Source organism: Xanthomonas sp. PPL134 (genome assembly GCF_040595915.1).
Taxonomy (GTDB): Bacteria; Pseudomonadota; Gammaproteobacteria; order Xanthomonadales; family Xanthomonadaceae; genus Xanthomonas_A; species Xanthomonas_A indica.
Genome location: NZ_JAMDLL010000001.1, coordinates 1,197,134 through 1,217,636, shown reverse-complemented (window position 1 = coordinate 1,217,636; position 20,503 = coordinate 1,197,134). Strand labels below are relative to the sequence as shown.

The following is a 20,503-nucleotide window of genomic DNA, read 5'->3' as shown; positions in this document are numbered from 1 at the left end:
TCAGCCGGCTCCCAGCGCCACCGCGACCTGGTAGGTGACCAGCGAGGCCAGGTACGCCAGCGCGAACAGGTAGAACGCAGCGAAGCTCATCTGCTTCCACGAATTGGTCTCGCGCTTGATCGTGGCCAGGGTGGAAATGCACATCGGTGCGTAGATGTACCAGACCAGCAGTGACAGCGCGGTGGCCAGCGACCAGCCGTCGTGGATCAGCGGCGACAGCGCCTGCGCGGCGGCATCGTCGTCGGCCGCCGACAGCGCGTACACCGTCGCCAGCGACGACACCGCCACCTCGCGCGCGGCCAGGCCGGGGATCAGCGCGATGCAGATCTGCCAGTTGAAGCCCAGCGGCGAAAACACCGTGGTCATGGCGTGGCCGATGCGGCCGGCGAAGCTGTAGTCGATCGCCGGCAGGGTGGCGTCGGCCGGCGGCGCCGGGAACGACAACAGGAACCACAGCAGGATGGTCAACGCCAGGATGATGCCGCCGACGCGCTTTAGGAAGATCGCCGCGCGCTCCCACAGGCCCAGCGCCAGGTCGCGCAGGTGCGGCACGCGGTAGGACGGCAGCTCCAGCAGCAGCGGATGCTCGCCCTTGTCGCGGCGCCACTTCTTCATCGTCCACGACACCAGCAGCGCACTGGCGATGGCGGCGAAGTACAGGCCGAACAGCACCAGGCCCTGCTGGTTGAACACGCCCCACACCTGCCGCTGCGGGATGAACGCGCCGATCAGCAGGGCGTACACCGGCAGGCGCGCCGAACAGGTCATCAGCGGCGCCACCAGGATGGTCGCCAGGCGGTCGCGCGGGTCCTGGATGCTGCGGGTGGACATGATCCCGGGCACGGCGCAGGCGAAGCTGGACAGCAGCGGGATGAACGAGCGCCCGGACAGGCCGGCGGCGGCCATCATGCGGTCGAGCAGGAACGCCGCGCGCGGCAGGTAGCCGGACTCCTCCAGCGCCAGGATGAAGGCGAACAGGATCAGGATCTGCGGCAGGAACACCACTACCCCGCCGAGGCCGGCGATGATGCCGTCCACCAGCAGGCTGTTCAGCGGCCCCTCCGGCAGCGTTCCGCCAACCCAGGCACCGAGCGCCTTGGTGCCGCCATCGATCAGGTCCATCAGCGGCGCGGCCCAGGCGTAGACCGCCTGGAAGATCAGGAACATCACCACGGCCAGGGTCAGCAGGCCGGCCACCGGGTGCAGCAACCAGCGGTCCAGCGCGTCGTCGATGCGCGAGGTACGGGTCGGCATCGACACCGCCGCGGCGAGAATCGCGCGCACCTGCTGGTGGTAGTCGCCCTGCCCCTCGGCCGGCGCCACCGCCGGCGGCAGTGCCGGCGCCAGCGTGTCCAGCCGCTCGACCAGGGCGCGCGCGCCGTTGCGGCGCACCGCCACGGTCTCGATCACCGGCACGCCCAGCGCCTGCTCCAGCGCCTGGCGGTCGATCTGGATGCCGCGGCGCTGCGCCGCATCCACCATGTTCAGGGCCACCAGCATCGGCTTGCCCAGCTCGCGCAGCTCCAGCGCAAAGCGCAGGTGCAGGCGCAGGTTGGTGGCGTCGACCACGCACACCAGCACGTCCGGCGCCGGTTCGCCCGGGTAGAAGCCGCGGCACAGGTCGCGGGTGATCGCCTCGTCCAGGCTGGCCGGCTGCAAGCTGTACGCGCCCGGCAGATCCAGCACCGCGAACTCGCGCCCGGACGGCGCGCGGAAGCGGCCCTCCTTGCGCTCCACGGTGACGCCGGCGTAGTTGGCGACCTTCTGCTTGCTGCCGGTCAACTGGTTGAACAGCGCGGTCTTGCCGCAGTTCGGGTTGCCGACCAGGGCCAGCCGCAGCGGCACGGCGACCGCGCTCACGTGCGCACCTCGTCCAGCGTACTGACCTGCACCCGCGCCGCCTCGCTGCGGCGCAGCGCGAAGCGCGTATAGCCCACCTGCACCAGCAGCGGTTCGCCGCCGATCGGCCCGCTGGCCAGCATCTGCACCTGCTCGCCGGCGACGAAGCCCAGCTCGCGCAGACGCCGCGCGATGGCGTCGTTGGGCTGGCGGTCGTGCACGGATTCCACCAGGGCGCTGCTGCGCAACGGCATATCGGACAACGTCACAGCACGTTCCGTCGATAAGAATGGTTATCAATTGTAGCATCGCCGCGGCGCGTCATGGCGGCGCGGGCACGGCCGGCTATCATTCCGTATGGCTGCCGTTTTCCCTGCGTACGAGCGTGTTCGATGAGCGATGTCCTGTTGTTGCAACGATCCGGCAAGGTCCTGACGCTGCAGTTGAACCGACCCGAGGTGCGCAACGCCTTCGACGCCGCGCTGATCGCGCAGCTCAGCGACGCCCTGCTGCAGATCGGCACCGATCCGCAGGTGCAGGTGCTGGTCCTGGCCGGCGGCGGCGCGGCGTTCTCGGCCGGGGCCGACCTGCAGTGGATGCGCTCGATGGCCGGCGCCAGCGAGCAGGAAAACCTGGACGACGCGCTGGCCCTGGCGCGGCTGATGCGCCTGCTCGACGAACTGCCCAAGCCCACCGTGGCACGGGTGCAGGGCGCCGCGTTCGGCGGCGCGGTCGGCCTGGTCGCCTGCTGCGACATCGCCGTGGCTGCCACCGATGCGCGCTTCGCGCTCAGCGAAAGCCGGCTGGGCCTGCTGCCGGCGGTGATCTCGCCGTACGTGATCGCGGCGATCGGCGCGCGCCAGGCGCGGCGCTGGTTCGCCAGCGCGGAAACCTTCGACGCCGCCACCGCGGCGCAGATCGGCCTGGTCCACCAGGCGGTGGCGCCGGAGGCGCTGGACGCGGCGGTGCAGCGCCAGGTCGCCCTGCTCGGCCAGGCCGGGCCGCTGGCCGCTGCCGGCGCCAAGGCGCTGGTGCGGCGGGTTGCCGCCGGCGGCGAGCGCGATGCGCTGGACCAGGCCAACGCGGCCCTGATCGCGCAACTGCGGGTCTCGGCCGAGGGCCAGGAAGGACTGACTGCGTTCCTGGAGAAACGCGAACCGGCCTGGAGGGCCAGCCCATGAATCCGCTCGATCATCTCGGCCTGCGCTGCAGCGACCTCGACCGCAGCCTGGGCTTCTACCGGGCCGCCCTTGCCGCGCTGGACCTGGACGTGGTGATGCAGGTGAGCGCCGAACAGAGCGGCGGCCAGCGCCACGTCGGCTTCGGCCGCGACGGCAAGCCCAGCTTCTGGATCGCCGACGGCGGCCGCGACGCTGGCGACCACGGCGTGCACGTGGCCTTCGTCGCCGCCAGCCGCGCGCAGGTGGATGCCTTCCATCGGGCCGGCCTGGCCGCCGGCGGCCGCGACCACGGCACACCGGGCCTGCGTCCGCACTACCACCCCGACTATTACGGCGCGTTCCTGCTGGATCCGGACGGCCACAACATCGAAGCGGTCTGCCACCACCCGGCAGCGGCCTGATCCGCGCTGCCGCGTCGCGCCGGCGTAGATGGCGCCGCTCGAGCGTGCCGCTGTTTCACCGCCTCTCTCTATCAGGAATCCCCATGACCCTCGTCGCTTCCCGTTTCTTGTGCAGTGCCCAGCCAACGGCACAGGAATCTCGGCGATGAGCGACCGCGTGCGCATCGTCGAGGTCGGCCCGCGCGACGGCTTGCAGAACGAGAAGGCCTGGGTCGCCACCGCCGACAAGATCGAACTGATCGCACGGCTGGGGCGCACCGGCCTGCGCAGCATCGAGGCGACCAGCTTCGTCAGCCCCAAATGGGTGCCGCAGCTGGCCGATGCGGCCGAGGTCTACGCCGGCATCGCGCAGGTGCCGGGGGTGGACTACCCGGTGCTGGTGCCGAACCTGCAGGGCTACGAACGCGCCGCCGCGGTCGGCGTACGCGAGGTAGCCGTGTTCACCGCCGCCTCGGAGGCCTTCAACCGCACCAATACCAATGCCGGCATCGACGAATCGCTGGCGCGCTTCGCCCCGGTGCTGGAGCGCGCGGCCGCGGACGGGGTCAAGGTGCGCGGCTACGTCTCCACCGTGCTCGGCTGCCCCTACCAGGGCGAGGTCCCCCTGGCCGACGTGGTGCGGGTGGCGCAGCGGCTGCACACGATGGGCTGCTACGAGATCTCGCTGGGCGACACCATCGGCGTGGGCACGCCCGGCAAGGCGCGGGCGATGCTGCGCGCGGTCGCCGCGGCGGTGCCGATGGCGGCGCTGGCGGTGCATTTCCACGATACCTACGGCCAGGCCCTGGCCAACATCGCCGCCTGCCTGGAAGAAGGCGTGCGCGTGGTCGATGCCGCGGTGTCCGGCGCCGGCGGCTGCCCGTATGCCAAGGGCGCCAGCGGCAACGTGGCCAGCGAGGACGTGGTCTACCTGCTGCACGGCAATGGCGTGGAGACTGGCATCGACCTGCCGGCGCTGGCCGCGACCGGTCGCTGGCTGGCGCAGAAACTCGGCCGCCCGACCAGCAGCAAGGTCGGCCAGGCGCTAGCCGCCGAGGCCTGAGCCGCGACAGCTCCGCGCCCGACGACAGGCCTGCGCGCCGCGCCGGTCGGCGCGTCTCGCCGCAACGGGGCGGCACCCTCTAAACTGGGCGTTTTCCTGGGAGGGAACATCCATGCAGCTTGCCGATCTGAAAGCGGTGGTCACCGGCGGCGTGTCCGGCCTCGGCCTGGCGGTGGCGCAACGCATCGTCGCCGAAGGCGGGAAGGTGGCGCTGTTCGATCTGAACGACGACAAGGGCGCGGCCGCGGTCGCCGCGCTGGGCGCGGAGCGGGCCCGCTACCTGCGCACCGACGTCAGCGACGAAGCCCAGGTGGCCGCGCAACTCGGCGCGGCACGTGATTTTCTCGGCGGGCTCAACGCCGCGGTCAATTGCGCCGGCATCCTCGGCGCCGGTCGCGTACTCGGCAAGGAAGCGCCGATGCCGCTGGCCACCTTCCAGGGCACGGTGATGGTCAACCTGGTCGGCAGCTTCAACGTCGCCAAGGCCGCCGCCGACCTGATGCAGCACAACGCCCCGGGCGAGGACGGCGAGCGCGGCGCCATCGTCAACACCGCCAGCGTCGCCGCCTACGAAGGCCAGATCGGCCAGGCCGCCTATGCCGCGTCCAAGGGCGGCGTGGTGGCGATGACCCTGCCGATGGCGCGCGAACTGGCGCGCTTCGGCATCCGCGTCAACACCATCGCCCCGGGGATCTTCTGGACCCCGATGGTCGACGGCATGCCCGAGGCCGTGCAGCAGTCGCTGGCCGCGGCGATCCCGTATCCTTCGCGTCTCGGCCGCCCGGACGAATTCGCCGACACGGTGATGTTCCTGCTGCGCAACCGCTACCTCAACGGCGAGACCATCCGCCTGGACGGCGCGGTGCGGTTGGCGCCCAAGTAGCCGGGAATGGAGAATCGGGAATGGGGAATCGCAAAAGCGCTTCCCTCCCGCTGATCCTTTCCGGCCGCTTGACGCCGTTCCGATTCCCTATTCCCCATTCCCGATCCCCAGCTCCCATGAAAGCCAACGAAATCAAGAAAGGCAACGTCGTCGAGTACAACAACGGCGTGTACCAGATCCGCGACATCGAGCGCAGCTCGCCGCAGGGCCGCGGCGGCAACGTGCGCTTCCGCTTCGTGATGTACAGCGTGCCGGGCGGCAACAAGCTCGATGCCAGCTTCGACGGCGACGACGACCTGCGCGAGGTCGAGCTGATGCGTCGCCAGGCCACCTTCTCCTACAAGGACGGCGAGGCCTTCGTGTTCCTCGACGACGAGGACTACACCCCCTACACCCTGGACGCCGATGCGATCGGCACCGACGCCGGCTACATCACCGACGGCCTCAGCGGCATCTACGTGCAGGTCATCGACGACCAGCCGGTGGCGATCCAGCTGCCGCAGAGCGTGACCCTGGAAGTGATCGAGACCCCGCCGGAACTCAAGGGCGGCACCGCCACCAAGCGCCCGAAGCCGGCCAAGCTCAACACCGGCATCGAGATCATGGTGCCGGAATACATCGGCAACGGCGAGCGCGTGCTGGTCAACACCACCACCGGCGAATTCGCCGGCCGCGCCGACTGACTCCATGCGCGGGCGCCGTGCCGGTCACGCCTCCCGCACCGGCAGCGCCGGGCATGCGCCGCAGCGCGCCTGCCTTGGCCTGCTGCTGGCCCTGCCGGCGCTGGCGCTCGCCGCGCCGGCGAGGCCGGCCGCCGCGGCCGCGGCCAAGCCCGCATGCACGATTCCGGACGCGGTCGATCCCGAGCACCACGCCGGCTTCTGCGCGATGCCGGCGCCGATCCGTGCGTTCGTCGCGCGCCAGGACACCTGCAACCATTTCGCCGGCGAAGAACCGTACGACGCGGCGCGGCGTCGCGAACTGGAAAAGGCGATGGACACGTACTGCGACGGCAATGAACAGACCTGGGCGAAGTTGCGCGCGCAGTACCGCCAGGATCCGCCACGCGATGCCTGGCTGCGCCGCTACGGCAAGGATGTCGATCTCGAGTTGCCGTGACGGCGGCCTGCGGGCCGGCAAGGTCGTGCCCTAGCGGGAACGGATCTCGGCCCTGAGGGTGGTCGATATCGCGTAGCTTCCCGGCTTGCGCGTCGCCGCTGAAGCCGCTCCTGCAAAATGGACGGAGGCTGTGCCGCGTTTGTTGTGGAAGCGACTTCAGTCGCGACGACTGCCCCAGCCGATTCGCCTTCGCGCTTCGCTCTCGCGGCCGAAGCCGCTCCCTCAAAGATGGGCGAAAAAAATGGGCCGCTCGCTGTGGGAGGGACTTCAGTCCCGACGACTGGAACTATCGGCCTCCTTTGATGACGACAAGGCTGCACCTGCAACCAGCCGATGCCGCGGACTCACCGCCGGCCGCGTCGCGGTCCCAGCTTCAGCCGCGACCGCGACGTCGTCGACCAAATGCGAGATGCTCCCTTCGGCCTCCCTGACCAACCGCGCATGCCGCACTACGGTTGCCCGCCCCCCTCCTGCAACACCGAAGGCGACCGCAACTGCAGCCCGCCCCCCTCGCGATTGAGCGTGCGCAAGCGTTCGCCCAACGTCGTCAGGTTGGCATCGATCTGCACCAGGTCCGCCTGCAGCGGCGTCGGCAGCAACCCGCGCAGGCGCGTCTGCAGCGCGGCACCGTCGTCATGCAGCGCCGCGATCCGCGCCTGTCCCTGGACCTGCAGCCAGGCGCGCTCCTGCGCCTGCGGCAGGCCGTACCCCGGCTGCCCCTGCAGCAGGCTCGCCGGCTGGCTCAGCAGCCCTTGCTCGGCCAGGACGGCACGCACGGCGCTGGTCGCATCGCGGGTGTCGGCGCCCGTATCGCCCCCACCCGCAGCGGCCGCCGCGGACGGCAGCGGCTTGCCCAGATAACGCCGCTTCAGCGCATCGCGACCGCGCTGTTCGGCACGACGGCGGGCGGCGTTTTCCAACACAAGCAGGGCGGCACTGGCGCGCAAGTCGCCGCGCTGCAGCCACGGCGCGCGTTGCGCGGCGGGCAGGTCCAGCCATGCGTTGGCATTGCGGGCCGGCAGCGCCAAGGAACCGCGCGCCACCGCGAACATCTCCGCAAAATGCGCGCTCGCCGCCGGGAAGAAGTAGCCATTGCGCACCGCCGCGTCGGCATCCTCGAACACCGAGGCATCGGCGATGCCGGCGCGCAGCAGGCGCCGGCGCAGCCCGGTCGGGCTGATCCCGGACAGGTGCGCGGCCGCCAGCCGCGGCACGCCGTCGTGCAGCAAGGCGTAGGTCTCCACCGCGCAGTTGTTGCTGAGGAAATAGTAGCGGCCGTCGTAGCTCCAGTGCAGTTGCGCGGCACGCTCGAGCAGCGCGGCGATCTCCTCGTGCGAGAGCCGCAGCGGCAGCGACTGCAGGCCGCGCAGTTGCACCTGGGTGTAGTCGTCCACCACCTGGCGCAGCGGCAGCACGAACAGCCGCGACGGGTAGGAGCCGGTAAGCCCACGCAGGCTGGAGATCTGCACGTCGTCGACGAAGGCCCGGAACGACAGCACCCGGTGCTCGGCCAGGTCCAGTCGGCACTGCGGCCCCAGCGGATGGCCTGGCGCACAGATCACCAGGCGCAGCATGCTGTGGCCCCAGTGACTCATCGGCTGTGCGTTGCCTTCGGCCAGCAGGTAGTCCACCGCGTAGACCCGCGCCGGGTCCAGCTGCAACAACGCGGCCGCGTCGGCCAGCGGATCCTGCACGAAGACCTGGTCCGGCGCGCACGCAGGCGCCGGGGGCGTCCAGGCCAGGCGCGCGGCGAAGTAGCGGGCCAATGCCGGTCGCCGGCAGGCGTAGTCCGGGTCGAGCAGGAAGTGTTCGAGATTCACCGCCACGAACTCGGCCGGCGACTGCAATTCGTAGCGGTCCGGGCTGCGCTCGGTGAAGCGGTTCTGGCCGCGGCGCAGGCCCAGGCGCATCGGACTGACCTGCCAGCCGGCCAGATCCAGCAGGCGCGGATCGGACGACAACCGCCCCGCCACGGCGCGGTCGTAGAAATGCGCCAGTTCATGCAGCACCGCCGCCAGCGCCGGCCGCCGCGCCGGATCGGCGGCCGGATCGGTGTCGCCCGCCGCCGCCATCCAGTCGCGCAGCAGGCGCTTGTTCAACAGCAGGCGACGCGCCTGCGCGCGCCCGTGCACCTGTGCGGGGAGATCGTCGCGCCATTGCAGCGGCAGCCCTGCCGGCAGCGCCGCGGCCCAGGCCAGCGGCAGCCGCGCCTGCGCCGCGGCCAGCACGGCCTGGCTGGCGGTGCGTTCGGCTGGGCTCAGCCCGCGCTCGTCGACGACCAGCGGCGCGGCCGCGGCGTGCACCGCACCGGCCAGCACCAGCACCGCCAGCCACCGCGCGACTAGGCGCCGTGGCCGGCGCGCGCTCACAGCGCCAGGATCGCCTGCGCCAGTTCCAGGTCGCTGGCCTGCTGCGCCTGCGGGTTGCGCTCGCGCAGCACGCGCAGCGCCGCTTCCAGTTGCGCGCCGCGGATGCGCCCGGCGCTGGCGACGAAGCCGGCCGCGTCGTCGCGCGCCTGCAGCACCACCTTGTCGTTGTTGGAACTGCTGTCCGAGGACGCCGAGCTGCCGGCCGAACCGGCCGAGGCCGACCCGGCGGAGGTGCCGGCGAAGCTGGACGCCTGCGCGAACGCGGGCAGGATCAGGGCGAACAGCAGGGCGCAGCGCGCGGTCACTCGGGTCATCGCAATCGTTCCAAACAGGATCGTGAAAAGGGGGACGGCCGGCGCCGCGCCGCATAGCCTAGCGGTCCGCTGCGCGCAGCGCCTGAACGGGTCGCGCCGGCAGCGGCGCGGCTGGGCTCAGGGATCGAACAGCTTGCCCGGATTGAGCAACCCGGCCGGATCGAACATGCGCTTGACCGCGCGCATCAGCGCGATCTCCTCGGCGCTGCGGGTGCTCTCCAGGTACGGCTTCTTGACCAGGCCGATGCCGTGCTCGGCGGAAATGCTGCCGCCGTGCTCGGCCAGCACCTGCGCCAGCAGCTTGGTGACCTGCTCGCAGGCGGCGATGAACTCGGCCGGCGCGGTGGCGTCGGGCTTGAGCACGTTGATGTGCAGGTTGCCGTCGCCGATATGGCCGAACCACACCACCTCGAACTGTGGATAGGCCTCGCCGAGCAGCGCCTGGGTGCGCGCCAGGAACGCCGGCATCGCCGAGATCCGCACCGACACGTCGTTCTTGTAGGGCGTGTAGCGCGCTACCGCCTCGGTGATGCCTTCGCGCAGGCGCCACAACTGCGCGGCCTGCGCCTCGCTCTGGCTGATCACCCCGTCCAGCACCCAGCCCTGCTCCATGCAGGCCTCGAACGCGGCCAGTGCCGCCGCCTCCTGCACCTCGTTGCCGCTGGCGTACTCGGTGACCACGTAGTACGGATAGACGGTATCGAACGGCGCCTGCGCACCATGCGCGAGCACGTGCTGCAGTGCGCGGTCGGTGAAGAACTCGAACGCCTCCAGCTGCAGGCGGCTGCGGAACGCGGCGAACACCTGCATCAGCACCTCGAACGAGGGCAGCGCCAGCAGCATCACGTTGCTCGGCGGCGGCGGATCGGTGAGCCGCAGGGTGGCCTCGACCACGATGCCCAGGGTGCCTTCGGAGCCGATCAGCAACTGGCGGAAATCGTAGCCGCTGGAATTCTTGATCAAGCCACGGTTGAGCTCGAGCAACTCGCCGCTGCCGGTGACCACCTTCAGCCCGGCGATCCACTCGCGGGTGTTGCCGTAGCGGATCACGCGGATGCCGCCGGCGTTGGTGGCGATGTTGCCGCCGATCGAGCACGACCCACGCGCGGCGAAGTCCACCGGATACAGCAGACCGTGCTCGCGCGCGGCGTTGTGCACCGCTTCCAGCGGCATGCCGGCCTGCACGGTGAGGGTGCGGTCGACCGGGTCGAACGCCAGCGCCTTGTTCATCCGCTCCAGGCTCAGCACCAGTTCGCCGTGCGCGGCCACGGCGCCACCGGACAGGCCGGTGCGGCCGCCGGACGGCACCACCGCCACCGCGTGTTCGTTGGCCCAGCGCAGCACCGCCTGCACCTCCTCCACCGTCGCCGGCAGCGCGATGGCCAGCGGCGCCGGGGTCCAGCGCCGGGTCCAGTCGCGGCCGTAGTGCTCCAGGTCGGCAGGATCGGTCTTCAGGCGCAGGCCGGGAACGGCGAGGGCCAGGGCATCCAGGCGCGGATCGGTCATGGGCGGAGAGGTCAAGGCGTAGACAATCGTTCAAGCGTGCCAGCGTTGCGCAATAACGTCCAGTTGCGGCGTCGACGCCGCCGTTCTTGCGAATCCCCAATCCCCACTCCCGACTCCCACGCCGGCCCAGCTCAATCGATGCACCTGAAACCGTCCCCCGGCGTTGCATCCACGGTTTCCCGGCATCCTATTGCGGCGCACCAAAGCGCGGAGCCATCTGGCATAGTGACCGGCCCGTTGGCCATCGCTCCCTCGCCGCAATGTCGCCCAAGAAAACCTCGTTTCCGAAGCAGGATATCCGCGTGCTGCTGCTCGAAGGCATCAGCCAGACCGCCGTCGACGTGTTCCGCGCGGCCGGCTACTCGCAGATCGAGCTGCACGCCAAGTCGTTGCCGGAAGACGAGCTCAAGCAGCGCATCGCCGAGGCGCACATCGTCGGCATCCGCTCGCGCACGCAGCTCAGCGCCGAGGTGCTGGCCCACGCCAAGCGGCTGATCGCGGTCGGCTGCTTCTGCATCGGCACCAACCAGGTCGACCTGGACGCCGCCGAACTGGCCGGTATCCCGGTGTTCAATGCGCCCTACTCCAATACCCGCAGCGTCGCCGAGCTGGTGATCGCCGAGGCCATCCTGCTGTTGCGCGGCATTCCGCAGAAGAACGCCGAGTGCCACCGCGGCGGCTGGTCGAAGTCGGCCGCCGGCAGCCACGAGACCCGCGGCAAGGTGCTGGGCATCGTCGGCTACGGCCACATCGGCACCCAGGTCGGCGTGCTGGCCGAGTCGCTGGGCATGCAGGTGATCTTCCACGACATCGAGACCAAGCTGTCGCTGGGCAACGCCCGCACCGCCACCGACCTGGACGACCTGCTGGCGCGCTCGGATGTGGTCACCCTGCATGTGCCGGAAACCGCAGCCACCCGCGACATGATCGGCGCGGCGCAACTGGCGCAGATGAAGCCGGGCGCACACCTGATCAACGCCTCGCGCGGCACCGTGATCGACATCGACGCGCTGGACGCGGCGCTGCGCAGCGGCCACATCGGCGGCGCCGCAGTGGACGTGTTCCCGATCGAGCCCAAGGGCAACGGCGACCTATTCGAATCGCCGCTGGCCGCGCACGACAACGTGATCCTGACCCCGCACGTCGGCGGCAGCACGCTGGAGGCGCAGGACAACATCGGTGTGGAAGTGGCGGCCAAGCTGGTGCGCTACAGCGACAACGGCAGCACCCTGTCGGCGGTGAACTTCCCCGAAGTGACCCTGCCCGAGCACGCCGAGAGCCTGCGCCTGCTGCACATCCACCGCAACGTGCCGGGTGTGCTGTCGCAGATCAACGAACTGTTCTCGCGCCACAACGTCAACATCGACGGCCAGTTCCTGCGCACCGACCCCAAGGTCGGCTACGTGGTAATCGACGTCGACGCCAGCGAGGAACTGGCGGCGGTGCTGAAGGACGAACTGGCGCAGGTGGCCGGGACGTTGCGGACGCGCATTCTTTACTAGCGGGGATTGGGGATTGGGGATTGGGGATTCGTGGGTGCGCTGCGCGCCCGTACCCTCACCCCAACCCCTCTCCCGGGGGGAGAGGGGCTCAGCCATCCGACCGCAGCCGGCTTCTCCCTTCTCCCGCCGGGAGAAGGTGCCCCGCAGGGGCGGACGAGGGTCCGGGCGCAGCCTCATGCAGCCCAAACACCGCCCGCGCTGCCCGCCCCACCCTCACCCCAACCCCTCTCCCAGGGGGAGAGGGGCTCTGCCACCCGACCGAAGCCGGCTTTTCCCTTCTCCCGCCGGGAGAAGGTGCCCCGAAGGGGCGGATGAGGGTACGGGCGCAGCCTCGTGCAACCCAAACACCGCCCGCGCTGCCCGCCCCTACCCTCACCCCAACCCCTCTCTCGGGGGGAGAGGGGCTCTGCCATCCGACCGGAGCCGGCTTCTCCCTTCTCCCGCCGGGAGAAGGTGCCCCGCAGGGGCGGATGAGGGTACGGGCGCAGCCTCGTGCAACCAAAACATCGCCCGCGCTGCGCGCCCCACCCTCACACCAACCCCTCTCCCGGGGGGAGAGGGGCTCAGCCATCCGACCGAAGCCGGCTTCTCCCTTCTCCCGCCGGGAGAAGGTGCCCCGAAGGGGCGGATGAGGGTACGGGCGCAGCCTCGTGCAGTCGAAACACCGCGTGCGCTGCGCGCCCCACCCTCACCCCAACCCCTCTCCCGGGGGGAGAGGGGCTTATCGTTGCAGCCACTTGCGCGCCATGCGCTGTAGCGACGGATCCAGGTCTGCTTCGTCCATCAGGTCCGCGATCCGGCGCCAGGCCAGGGCCAGCGATTCTTCGCTGACCGCGAAGGCTTCGTCGGCGCCCGCACGGACCACGTAGCGTGCGTCGTAATGCCAGTGCCCCGGCACGTCGCCGCGGGCGGGAATCCAGTGCCGGTCCAGGTCGAAGATCGCGCCATCCTCCAGCGCCAGGCCAGGCAGCCCCGACTCTTCCTCGGCCTCTTTCAACGCCACCCGCGCCAGATCGCGGTCGCCGTCGGCGTGCCCGCCCAGTTGCAGCCAGCGCTGCAGCTTGCGGTGATGGGTCAGCAAGGTGCGCATACCGTCGGCGCTGACCAGCCAGGCCGAGCCGGTGAAATGGCCGTCCAGGCGTGCGCGCACGAACGGATCGGCGGCATCGTCCAGCAAGGCCAGGAACTGCGCGGCGACCTCGGCCTGATCCGGGCTGTGCCGGGCATGGGCCTGCAACTGCTGGCGTAGGGACGACTCCGGCATCGGCGTTCTCGCGTTCGGGGGCGGCCATTATCGCCGTCCACGGTGCGGCGCGGCTTGTGGCGGCCGGCCGGCTTTGGCATGGTACGACGCTTGCGTCGCCCGCTGTGGGCTCGGCGCTTCGCCATTGCCGGGGCCGCTTGCCCCGTACCGCCACCTGGGGATGCACCGAATGCTCAAGTCTCTGCTGAGGGTCAAGCCGATCGAACCCGCCGGTCACGTCGATGCCGGCGAACCGTTCGAAGGCAGTCTGGAGGGCGAAGCCACCCTCAAACGCACCCTCACCGCCAGACACCTGATCCTGCTCGGCATCGGCGCGGTGATCGGCGCCGGCATCTTCGTGCTCACCGGCCAGGCCGCGGCCAATCATGCCGGCCCCGCGGTGATGCTGTCGTTCGTGTTCGCCGGCCTGGCCTGCGCCTTCGCCGGCCTGTGCTACGCCGAGTTCGCGGCGATGCTGCCGGTCTCCGGCAGCGCCTACTCGTATTCCTACGCCACGCTCGGCGAAGGCGTGGCCTGGTTCATCGGCTGGTGCCTGGTGCTGGAATACCTGTTCGCCGGCTCCAGCGTCGCGGTCGGCTGGTCGGCCTACCTGATCAGCTTCGTCACCGGCACCCTCGGCCTGCCCTTCCCCGCGGAACTGGCCAGCGCGCCGCTGACCTGGACCGGCCATGCGTTTGTGGCCTCGGGCAACATCGTCAACCTGCCGGCGGTGCTGATCGTGGCCGCGGTCAGCACGCTGTGCTACATCGGCGTCACCCAGTCGGCCTTCGTCAACGCCATCGTGGTGGCGATCAAGGTGCTGGTGATCTGCCTGTTCGTCGGCGTCGGCATCTTCTACATCAACCCGGACAACTGGCATCCGTTCATCCCGGAAAACACCGGCCCGGGCGAGTTCGGCTGGAGCGGCATCTTCCGCGCCGCCTCCATCGTGTTCTTCTCCTACATCGGCTTCGATGCGGTCTCCACCTCGGCCGGCGAGACCAAGGACCCACAGAAGAACATGCCGATCGGCATCCTGGTGTCGCTGGCCATCTGCACCATCATCTACATCATCGTCTGCGCGGTGCTGACCGGCCTGCTGCCCTACACCCAACTCGGTACCGCCAAGCCGGTGGCCACCGCGCTGGAGCACTACCCGCACCTGGCCTGGCTGAAGACCTTCGTCGAGATCGGCGCCATCGCCGGCCTGTCCTCGGTGGTGCTGGTGATGCTGATGGCGCAGCCGCGCATCTTCTACACCATGGCGCGCGACGGCCTGCTGCCGAAGCTGTTCGGCAAGGTGCACCGCCGCTTCCACACCCCCTACGTCGGCACCGTGGTGGTCGGCGTGCTGGCCGCGCTGCTGGCCGGGCTGATCCCGCTGGACGTGCTCGGCGAACTGGTGTCGATGGGCACCCTGCTGGCCTTCGCCACGGTCTGCGTCGGCGTGATGGTGCTGCGCTTCACCCGTCCCGATCTGCCGCGTCCGTTTCGGGTGCCGCTGTTCTGGGCGGTGTGCCCGCTGGGCGCGCTGTTCTGCGTGGGCCTGTTCTTCCAGGCGTTCCAGGAGCATTGGAAGGTGTTCGTCGGCTGGACCCTGATCGGCCTGTGCATCTACTTCTTCTACGGCATCCGCAACAGCCGCCTGGCTGCCAAGGCCTGATCCGCTCCCCCGAAGACCGGCGCCCGCGCCGGTCTTCGCGTTCGTCCCCTCTTCCTCGCGCGCCGCGCCCGGCTGGAACCGCTCCATGCTCAAACAACTCTTGGCCACCAAACACCCCCACGCCAGCCACGAGGACGCCGGCGGGCTGGGCCTGCAACGCGCGCTCGGCCCCTGGGGCCTGACCGCGCTGGGCATCGGCGCGGTGATCGGCGGCGGCATCTTCGTCATCACCGGGCAGGCCGCGGCCAACCACGCCGGGCCGGCGATCATGCTCTCGTTCGTGCTGGCCGCGGTGTGCTGCGCGTTCTGCGCGCTGGCCTACGCCGAGTTCGCGGCGATGGTGCCGGTCTCCGGCAGCGCCTACACCTACACCTACGCCACCTTCGGCGAGCTGGCGGCCTGGTTCATCGGCTGGATGCTGGTGCTCGAGTACGGCGTGTCGGCCTCGGCGGTAGCGGTCAGCTGGACCGGCTATTTCCTCAGCCTGCTCGACCACTTCAACATCCACCTGCCCGCGGCCCTGGTCAACGCGCCGCTGGACGGCAAGCTGCAGCCCACCGGCGCGATCGCCAACCTGCCCGCGGCCGGCATCGTGCTGCTGCTGACCTGGCTGTGCTACGTCGGCATCCGCAAGTCCTCGGCGATGAACATGGCGATGGTGGTGCTGAAGAGCGGCCTGATCGTGCTGGTCATCGCCGCCGGCTGGAAGTACGTGGACCCGGCCAACTGGCATCCGTTCATCCCCGCCAACGAAGGCCCGGGCAAGTACGGCCTGGACGGCGTGCTGCGCGGCGCGGCGATGGTGTTCTTCGCCTACATCGGCTTCGAGGCGGTGTCGGTGGCGGCGCAGGAATCGCACCGGCCGCAGCGCGACCTGCCGATCGGCATGATCCTGTCGCTGGTGATCTGCACCGTGCTGTACATCGCCATGGCCGCGGTGATGACCGGGCTGGTGCCGTTCGCGCAACTGGGCACCGACGAGCCGGTGGTGACCGCGGTCGCGGCGCATCCGCAACTGGGCTGGCTGCGCGTGGTGGTGGAGGTCGGCGCGCTGATCGGCCTGTCGTCGGTGGTGCTGGTGATGATCATCGGCCAGCCGCGCATCTTCATGATCATCGCCCGCGACGGCCTGCTGCCGCCGGTGTTCACCAAGATCCACCCGACCTACCGCACCCCGCACATCAACACCGTGATCACCGGCATCGGCATCGCCCTGCTGGCGGCGCTGTTCCCGCTGGACGTGCTCGGCGAACTGACCTCGATGGGCACCCTGATCGCCTTCGCCGCGGTCTGCGCCGGCGTGCTGATCCTGCGCCGCACCCAGCCGGATCTGCCGCGCCCGTTCCGCATCCCGTTCGCCTGGCCGATCTGCATCGCCGGCGTGCTCAGCTGCCTGGCGCTGCTGTCGGCGATGACCGCGCACAACTGGATGCTGATGGCCGGCTGGACGGCGATCGGCCTGGCGATCTACTTCGGCTACGGCTACCGCCACAGCCGCCTGCGCGGCAGCCAAGGCTGAGCGCTATAAGCCCCTCTCCCTCCGGGAGAGGGGTTGGGGTGAGGGTACGGCGCGCGAAGCGCTGCACCCATCTGGCAACATGAGGCTTCGCCCGGACCCTCATCCGCCCCTGCGGGGCACCTTCTCCCAAGGGGAGAAGGGAGAGGCTAGAGCCCCTCTCCCCCCGGGAGAGGGGTTGGGGTGAGGGTCCGACCGCTCATGACCCGTCTGGAGACGGGTTGGCGGGAGGGTACGGCATGAGCAGATGCGCTTGGATCCAGCCACCTGTCATCCCAATCCAACCCCCAAGCCCTACACTACGCGTATGAACGCACTGCCCTACGATTCCGAGCGCCTGCGCACGCTGGCGCACCTGCTGATCGACAACATCCGCGAACTCTCGCAGGCCGGCTGGACGCCCGCCACCAGCAGCAACTTCTCGCACCGCCTGGACGATCGGCATGCCGCGATCACCGTCTCCGGTCGCGACAAGGGCCGGCTGGTCGAAGACGACATCATGGTGGTGGACTTCGACGGCCAGGCCGTCGGCCGGCCGCTGCGCCCCTCCGCCGAGACCCTGCTGCACACCCAGCTGTACCGGCGCTTCCCCGAGGTCGGCTGCATTCTGCACACGCATTCCCCGGTGCAGACCATCGCTTCGCGCCTGTACGCGCCGCAGGGGCATATCCGCCTGGAAGGCTATGAGTTGCTGAAGGCGCTGCACGGCAACCAGACCCACGAGACCGCCGTGGACCTGCCGGTGTTCGCCAACACCCAGGACATGACCGTGCTGGCGGCGCAGGTCGACGCCCTGCTCGACCGCACGCCGCTGTGGGGCTACCTGATCGACGGCCACGGCCTGTACGCCTGGGGCCGCGACATGGCCGAGGCGCGCCGCCATCTGGAGGCCTTCGAGTTCCTGCTGCACTGCGAGCTGGAGCTGCGCAAGCTGCGCGCCGCCGGCTGATCCGCCGCAGCGCGACAGCGTTCCAGCGCCGCAACGGCCGCCGGCTGCGCACCTGCTACCCTTTTCGTCCCCCTGCCGCTTTCGCCCACCGCCATGAGCCGACTCCGCATCTTCGCCGACACCACTCCCGACGCGCCGCTGTTCGACAGCCGCGATGGCGACGCGATCGCCGCCGAACTGCGCAAGATCGGCGTCACCTTCGAGCGCTGGCAGGCCAACCAGCCGATCGAGGCCGGCGCGTCGCCGGAGGCGGTCATGGCCGCCTACAAGACCGACATCGATCGTCTGGTCGCCGCCAACGGCTTCAAGACCGTGGACGTGGTCAGCATCGCGCCGGACAACCCGCAGCGCGAGGAAATGCGCAAGAAGTTCCTCGACGAGCACTTCCACAAGGAAGACGAGGTCCGCTTCTTCGTCGCCGGTTCCGGCCTGTTCACCCTGCACGTGGACGGCAAGGTCTACGAGATCGAGTGCGTGCAGAACGACCTGATCGCCGTGCCCGACGGCACCCACCACTGGTTCGACATGGGGCCGGAGCCGCGCTTCGTGGCGATCCGCTTCTTCACCGAGCCGGACGGCTGGGTCGGCCACTTCACCGGCACCGACATCGCCCAGCGCTTCCCGCGCTACGAGGCGAAGCTGCGCGGCGAGGCGCACTGAGCGATGGCCGATCCGCGCGTCGTGCTCACCGACATCGAAGGCACCACCAGCAGCATCTCCTTCGTCAAGGACGTGCTGTTCCCCTACGCGCGCCGCGCCCTGCCCGGCTTCGTGCGCGAGCACGGCCAGCAGCCGCAGGTACGGCAGTGGCTGGACGCGGTCGCCAGCGAGTGCGGCGGCATCTGCACCGATTTGGTGATCGTGGAGACCCTGCAGGGCTGGATCGACCAGGATCGCAAGCACACCGCGCTGAAGGCGCTGCAGGGCATGATCTGGGAAGCCGGCTACCGCGATGCCGACTTCACCGCGCACATCTATCCCGATGCCGCGCCGGCGCTGCGCCGCTGGCACGCCGACGGCCGTGCGCTGTACGTGTACTCGTCCGGCTCGGTGCCGGCGCAGAAGCTGTTCTTCGGCCACAGCGACGCCGGCGACCTGCGCGGGCTGTTCTCCGGCTGGTTCGATACCGAGATCGGCGGCAAGCGCGAGCAGCCCAGCTACGCACGCATCGCCGAGGCGATCGGGGTGGCGCCGGCGCAGATCGTGTTCCTGTCCGATGTGGTCGCCGAACTGGATGCGGCCCGCGCCGCCGGCCTGGACACGGTGCTGATCGACCGCCGCGAGGATTACCCGCAACCGCGCCAGGGCGAGGCTTGCAACGGCCACCGCCGCGCGGAGAGCTTCGCCGACCTGGGCTTCTGAGCCCGCGCATGCGCAGGCCCGTCGCTGACTCGATCGCCGCGCTGGCGGCGTTGCGGCACCCGCTCGCCGTGTTGCGCGGCCGGCTGCTGCCGGCCGCGCTGCTGGCACTGGCGCTGCCGGCCTGCCATTCCGATGCCGGCGCCATGCCGGCCGGCGCGGCCGACACCGCGCAGGACGAGGCAACGCAGGATCCGGTCGACCAGGCGCAGTTGCGCCAGGCGCTGGACGCGCTGCAGCCGCAGCGTCCGGGCATCCCCGACCTGTACGTGGTCGGCTTCGCCGGCGACGCCAGCGAGGACGTGTTCCGCAACGAAGTGCTGTACCTGCGGCAGTTGTTCGCGCAGCGCTTCGGCGCCGCCGGGCGCATCGCCACCCTGATCAACCACGGCGACAATCTCGGCACGCACGCCTACGCGCCGCAGGCCTCCTACGACAATCTGGCCGATACCCTGGACCGCATCGGCAAGCGGATGGACCCGCGCGAGGACGCGCTGCTGCTGTTCCTGACCAGCCACGGCACCGAGCAGCACGAGCTGTATCTGCAGTTCGGCCCCGGCGAGGATGCCGAGTACGACACCATCACCCCGCAGGAGCTGCGCCGCCTGCTCGACGACGCCGGCATCCGCAACCGCATCATCGTGATCTCGGCCTGCTACTCCGGCGGCTTCGTGCCGGCGCTGAAGACCGCCGACACGCTGGTCATCACCGCCGCGCGCCGCGATCGCCCTTCGTTCGGCTGCGGCAACACCGCCAGCGCCACCTATTTCGGCCGCGCCTGGCTGATCGACGCACTGGCGCGCACCACCGACATGGTCGAAAGCTATCGCCTGGCCAGCGCCGAGATCAGCGCACGCGAACAGGCCGAGGGCGAAGCGCCGTCGTATCCGCAACTGTACGTCGGTGCACGTATCGGCACATGGCTGCAGCACTGGCGCGCGCAGCTGCCGAACGTCGCCGCGCCCGCCTATCCGTATCCGGAACCCGATGCGGAGGACGCGGCGGGTGCGGCCGATGGCGAGCAGACTGGCGAGCGTAGCGCAGCGGCCGCGCCCGCCGCGCCGATGCCAGCGCACGCCTCGGCACCGCCCGCGGCGACCACGCCCGCACGTTGACGCCACCGCGCGGGACGCGGGGGCGCCTGCAGGCGACGGTGCGTGCGGATACCTCGCGTTTGCCGGCCGGTGCGGGTCTCGGCCGCGCCAGCCCTCACAGGTCCAGCGCGCCGAAAAGATGAGAGTGATTCGCGTTCGATCGCGGCGCGCACGGGATCGCTAGAATCCCTCCCGCAGCAAGCCAGCCCGTGTTCGCCAGCCAGCTGCGCTCCGATCCAACCGCCCGCCAGCCTCCGCTCGCCAGCCAGGATCACCTCGCTTCGTCGGCCTCCTTCGTGGAGGTTTTTTTGTTTCTGGGATTGGGCGTGGCACGAGCGCGCTGGCCGCGGCTTGGCCGGGCGCGTCCCGCTCATCACGCTTGTCGCGGCTGAAGCCGCTCCTACAGGTGCGTCGCGATGGCGGCAGGCGGGCTGCGACACCCCCACAGAATGCACCGCCGGCGAGAGATTCCCGTTGTGCCCAGCGCGGACGACACCGGCTGGCATCGTCGCTTCGCTCGTCG

The 20,503-nt window shown here is 70.1% G+C and carries 19 protein-coding genes; 13 read left to right on the top strand and 6 right to left on the bottom strand.

The window, feature by feature from the left end; all coding sequences use genetic code 11:
• Together M3U25_RS05285 and M3U25_RS05280 are read right to left on the bottom strand one after the other, a co-directional pair.
• Positions 1-1,860 (bottom strand): ferrous iron transporter B, encoded by a 1,860-nt coding sequence (locus M3U25_RS05285; RefSeq protein WP_160946645.1) that lies wholly within the window; start codon positions 1,858-1,860, stop codon positions 1-3.
• Positions 1,857-2,108: a FeoA family protein gene (locus M3U25_RS05280; RefSeq protein ID WP_184502436.1), complete on the bottom strand. Its 252-nt coding sequence runs from the start codon at positions 2,106-2,108 to the stop codon at positions 1,857-1,859. Before M3U25_RS05280 ends, M3U25_RS05285 begins: the two co-directional genes overlap by 4 nt.
• A gap of 123 nt (positions 2,109-2,231) precedes the next feature.
• Here M3U25_RS05280 and M3U25_RS05275 point away from each other — a divergent pair, with 123 nt between their 5' ends.
• The 6 genes from M3U25_RS05275 to M3U25_RS05250 all read left to right on the top strand — a co-directional run bounded on the left by M3U25_RS05275 (position 2,232) and on the right by M3U25_RS05250 (position 6,465).
• Positions 2,232-3,020 (top strand): enoyl-CoA hydratase-related protein, encoded by a 789-nt coding sequence (locus tag M3U25_RS05275; RefSeq protein ID WP_355499408.1) that lies wholly within the window; start codon positions 2,232-2,234, stop codon positions 3,018-3,020.
• Complete coding sequence (locus M3U25_RS05270; RefSeq protein WP_355499411.1) at positions 3,017-3,421, top strand: VOC family protein; 405 nt, start codon at positions 3,017-3,019, stop codon at positions 3,419-3,421. The genes M3U25_RS05275 and M3U25_RS05270 overlap by 4 nt, the downstream gene beginning before the upstream one ends.
• A 145-nt stretch (positions 3,422-3,566) precedes the next feature.
• Entirely contained in the window at positions 3,567-4,463 is an 897-nt protein-coding gene (locus tag M3U25_RS05265) for a hydroxymethylglutaryl-CoA lyase (RefSeq protein WP_355499414.1), read from the top strand.
• Between the two features lie 112 nt (positions 4,464-4,575).
• Entirely contained in the window at positions 4,576-5,346 is a 771-nt protein-coding gene (locus tag M3U25_RS05260; protein ID WP_242161268.1) for an SDR family oxidoreductase, read from the top strand.
• Between the two features lie 116 nt (positions 5,347-5,462).
• Positions 5,463-6,029: an elongation factor P-like protein YeiP gene (gene yeiP / locus M3U25_RS05255; protein ID WP_010343353.1), complete on the top strand. Its 567-nt coding sequence runs from the start codon at positions 5,463-5,465 to the stop codon at positions 6,027-6,029.
• A 4-nt stretch (positions 6,030-6,033) separates the two neighbouring features.
• A complete protein-coding gene (locus M3U25_RS05250; protein ID WP_355499418.1) occupies positions 6,034-6,465 on the top strand; it encodes a hypothetical protein in 432 nt (143 codons plus the stop codon).
• A gap of 449 nt (positions 6,466-6,914) precedes the next feature.
• Here M3U25_RS05250 and M3U25_RS05245 read toward each other — a convergent pair whose 3' ends face one another.
• The 3 genes from M3U25_RS05245 to M3U25_RS05235 form a co-directional block, all read right to left on the bottom strand.
• Entirely contained in the window at positions 6,915-8,834 is a 1,920-nt protein-coding gene (locus M3U25_RS05245) for a DUF4105 domain-containing protein (protein WP_355499421.1), read from the bottom strand.
• Positions 8,831-9,148 carry a DUF2388 domain-containing protein gene (locus tag M3U25_RS05240; RefSeq protein ID WP_160946638.1) on the bottom strand — a complete coding sequence of 106 codons (318 nt, stop codon included), beginning with the start codon at positions 9,146-9,148 and terminating at the stop codon, positions 8,831-8,833. Before M3U25_RS05240 ends, M3U25_RS05245 begins: the two co-directional genes overlap by 4 nt.
• 117 nt (positions 9,149-9,265) lie before the next feature.
• On the bottom strand, positions 9,266-10,654 hold the full coding sequence (locus M3U25_RS05235) for an FAD-binding oxidoreductase (RefSeq protein ID WP_355499884.1): 1,389 nt from the start codon (positions 10,652-10,654) through the stop codon (positions 9,266-9,268).
• A 260-nt stretch (positions 10,655-10,914) separates the two neighbouring features.
• On the opposite strand from M3U25_RS05235, the gene serA reads away from it, so the two are divergent.
• Positions 10,915-12,156 (top strand): phosphoglycerate dehydrogenase, encoded by a 1,242-nt coding sequence (serA, locus tag M3U25_RS05230; protein WP_184502437.1) that lies wholly within the window; start codon positions 10,915-10,917, stop codon positions 12,154-12,156.
• 721 nt (positions 12,157-12,877) lie between these two features.
• Here serA and M3U25_RS05225 read toward each other — a convergent pair.
• Positions 12,878-13,420, bottom strand: a complete 543-nt coding sequence (locus tag M3U25_RS05225) for an NUDIX hydrolase (RefSeq protein WP_355499426.1) — start codon at positions 13,418-13,420, stop codon at positions 12,878-12,880.
• 169 nt (positions 13,421-13,589) lie between these two features.
• Here M3U25_RS05225 and M3U25_RS05220 point away from each other — a divergent pair, with 169 nt between their 5' ends.
• From M3U25_RS05220 to M3U25_RS05195, 6 genes are all read left to right on the top strand, one after another.
• On the top strand, positions 13,590-15,062 hold the full coding sequence (locus tag M3U25_RS05220; protein WP_242161262.1) for an amino acid permease: 1,473 nt from the start codon (positions 13,590-13,592) through the stop codon (positions 15,060-15,062).
• An 85-nt stretch (positions 15,063-15,147) separates the two neighbouring features.
• Complete coding sequence (locus tag M3U25_RS05215; protein WP_242161261.1) at positions 15,148-16,581, top strand: amino acid permease; 1,434 nt, start codon at positions 15,148-15,150, stop codon at positions 16,579-16,581.
• 304 nt (positions 16,582-16,885) lie between these two features.
• Entirely contained in the window at positions 16,886-17,527 is a 642-nt protein-coding gene (locus M3U25_RS05210; protein WP_017912143.1) for a methylthioribulose 1-phosphate dehydratase, read from the top strand.
• A 93-nt stretch (positions 17,528-17,620) separates the two neighbouring features.
• Positions 17,621-18,187 carry an acireductone dioxygenase gene (locus M3U25_RS05205; protein ID WP_160946631.1) on the top strand — a complete coding sequence of 189 codons (567 nt, stop codon included), beginning with the start codon at positions 17,621-17,623 and terminating at the stop codon, positions 18,185-18,187.
• A gap of 3 nt (positions 18,188-18,190) precedes the next feature.
• Positions 18,191-18,889 carry an acireductone synthase gene (mtnC, locus tag M3U25_RS05200; RefSeq protein WP_355499432.1) on the top strand — a complete coding sequence of 233 codons (699 nt, stop codon included), beginning with the start codon at positions 18,191-18,193 and terminating at the stop codon, positions 18,887-18,889.
• 8 nt (positions 18,890-18,897) lie between these two features.
• Positions 18,898-20,001: a C13 family peptidase gene (locus M3U25_RS05195; RefSeq protein ID WP_355499435.1), complete on the top strand. Its 1,104-nt coding sequence runs from the start codon at positions 18,898-18,900 to the stop codon at positions 19,999-20,001.
• Positions 20,002-20,503: the final 502 nt, after the last annotated feature.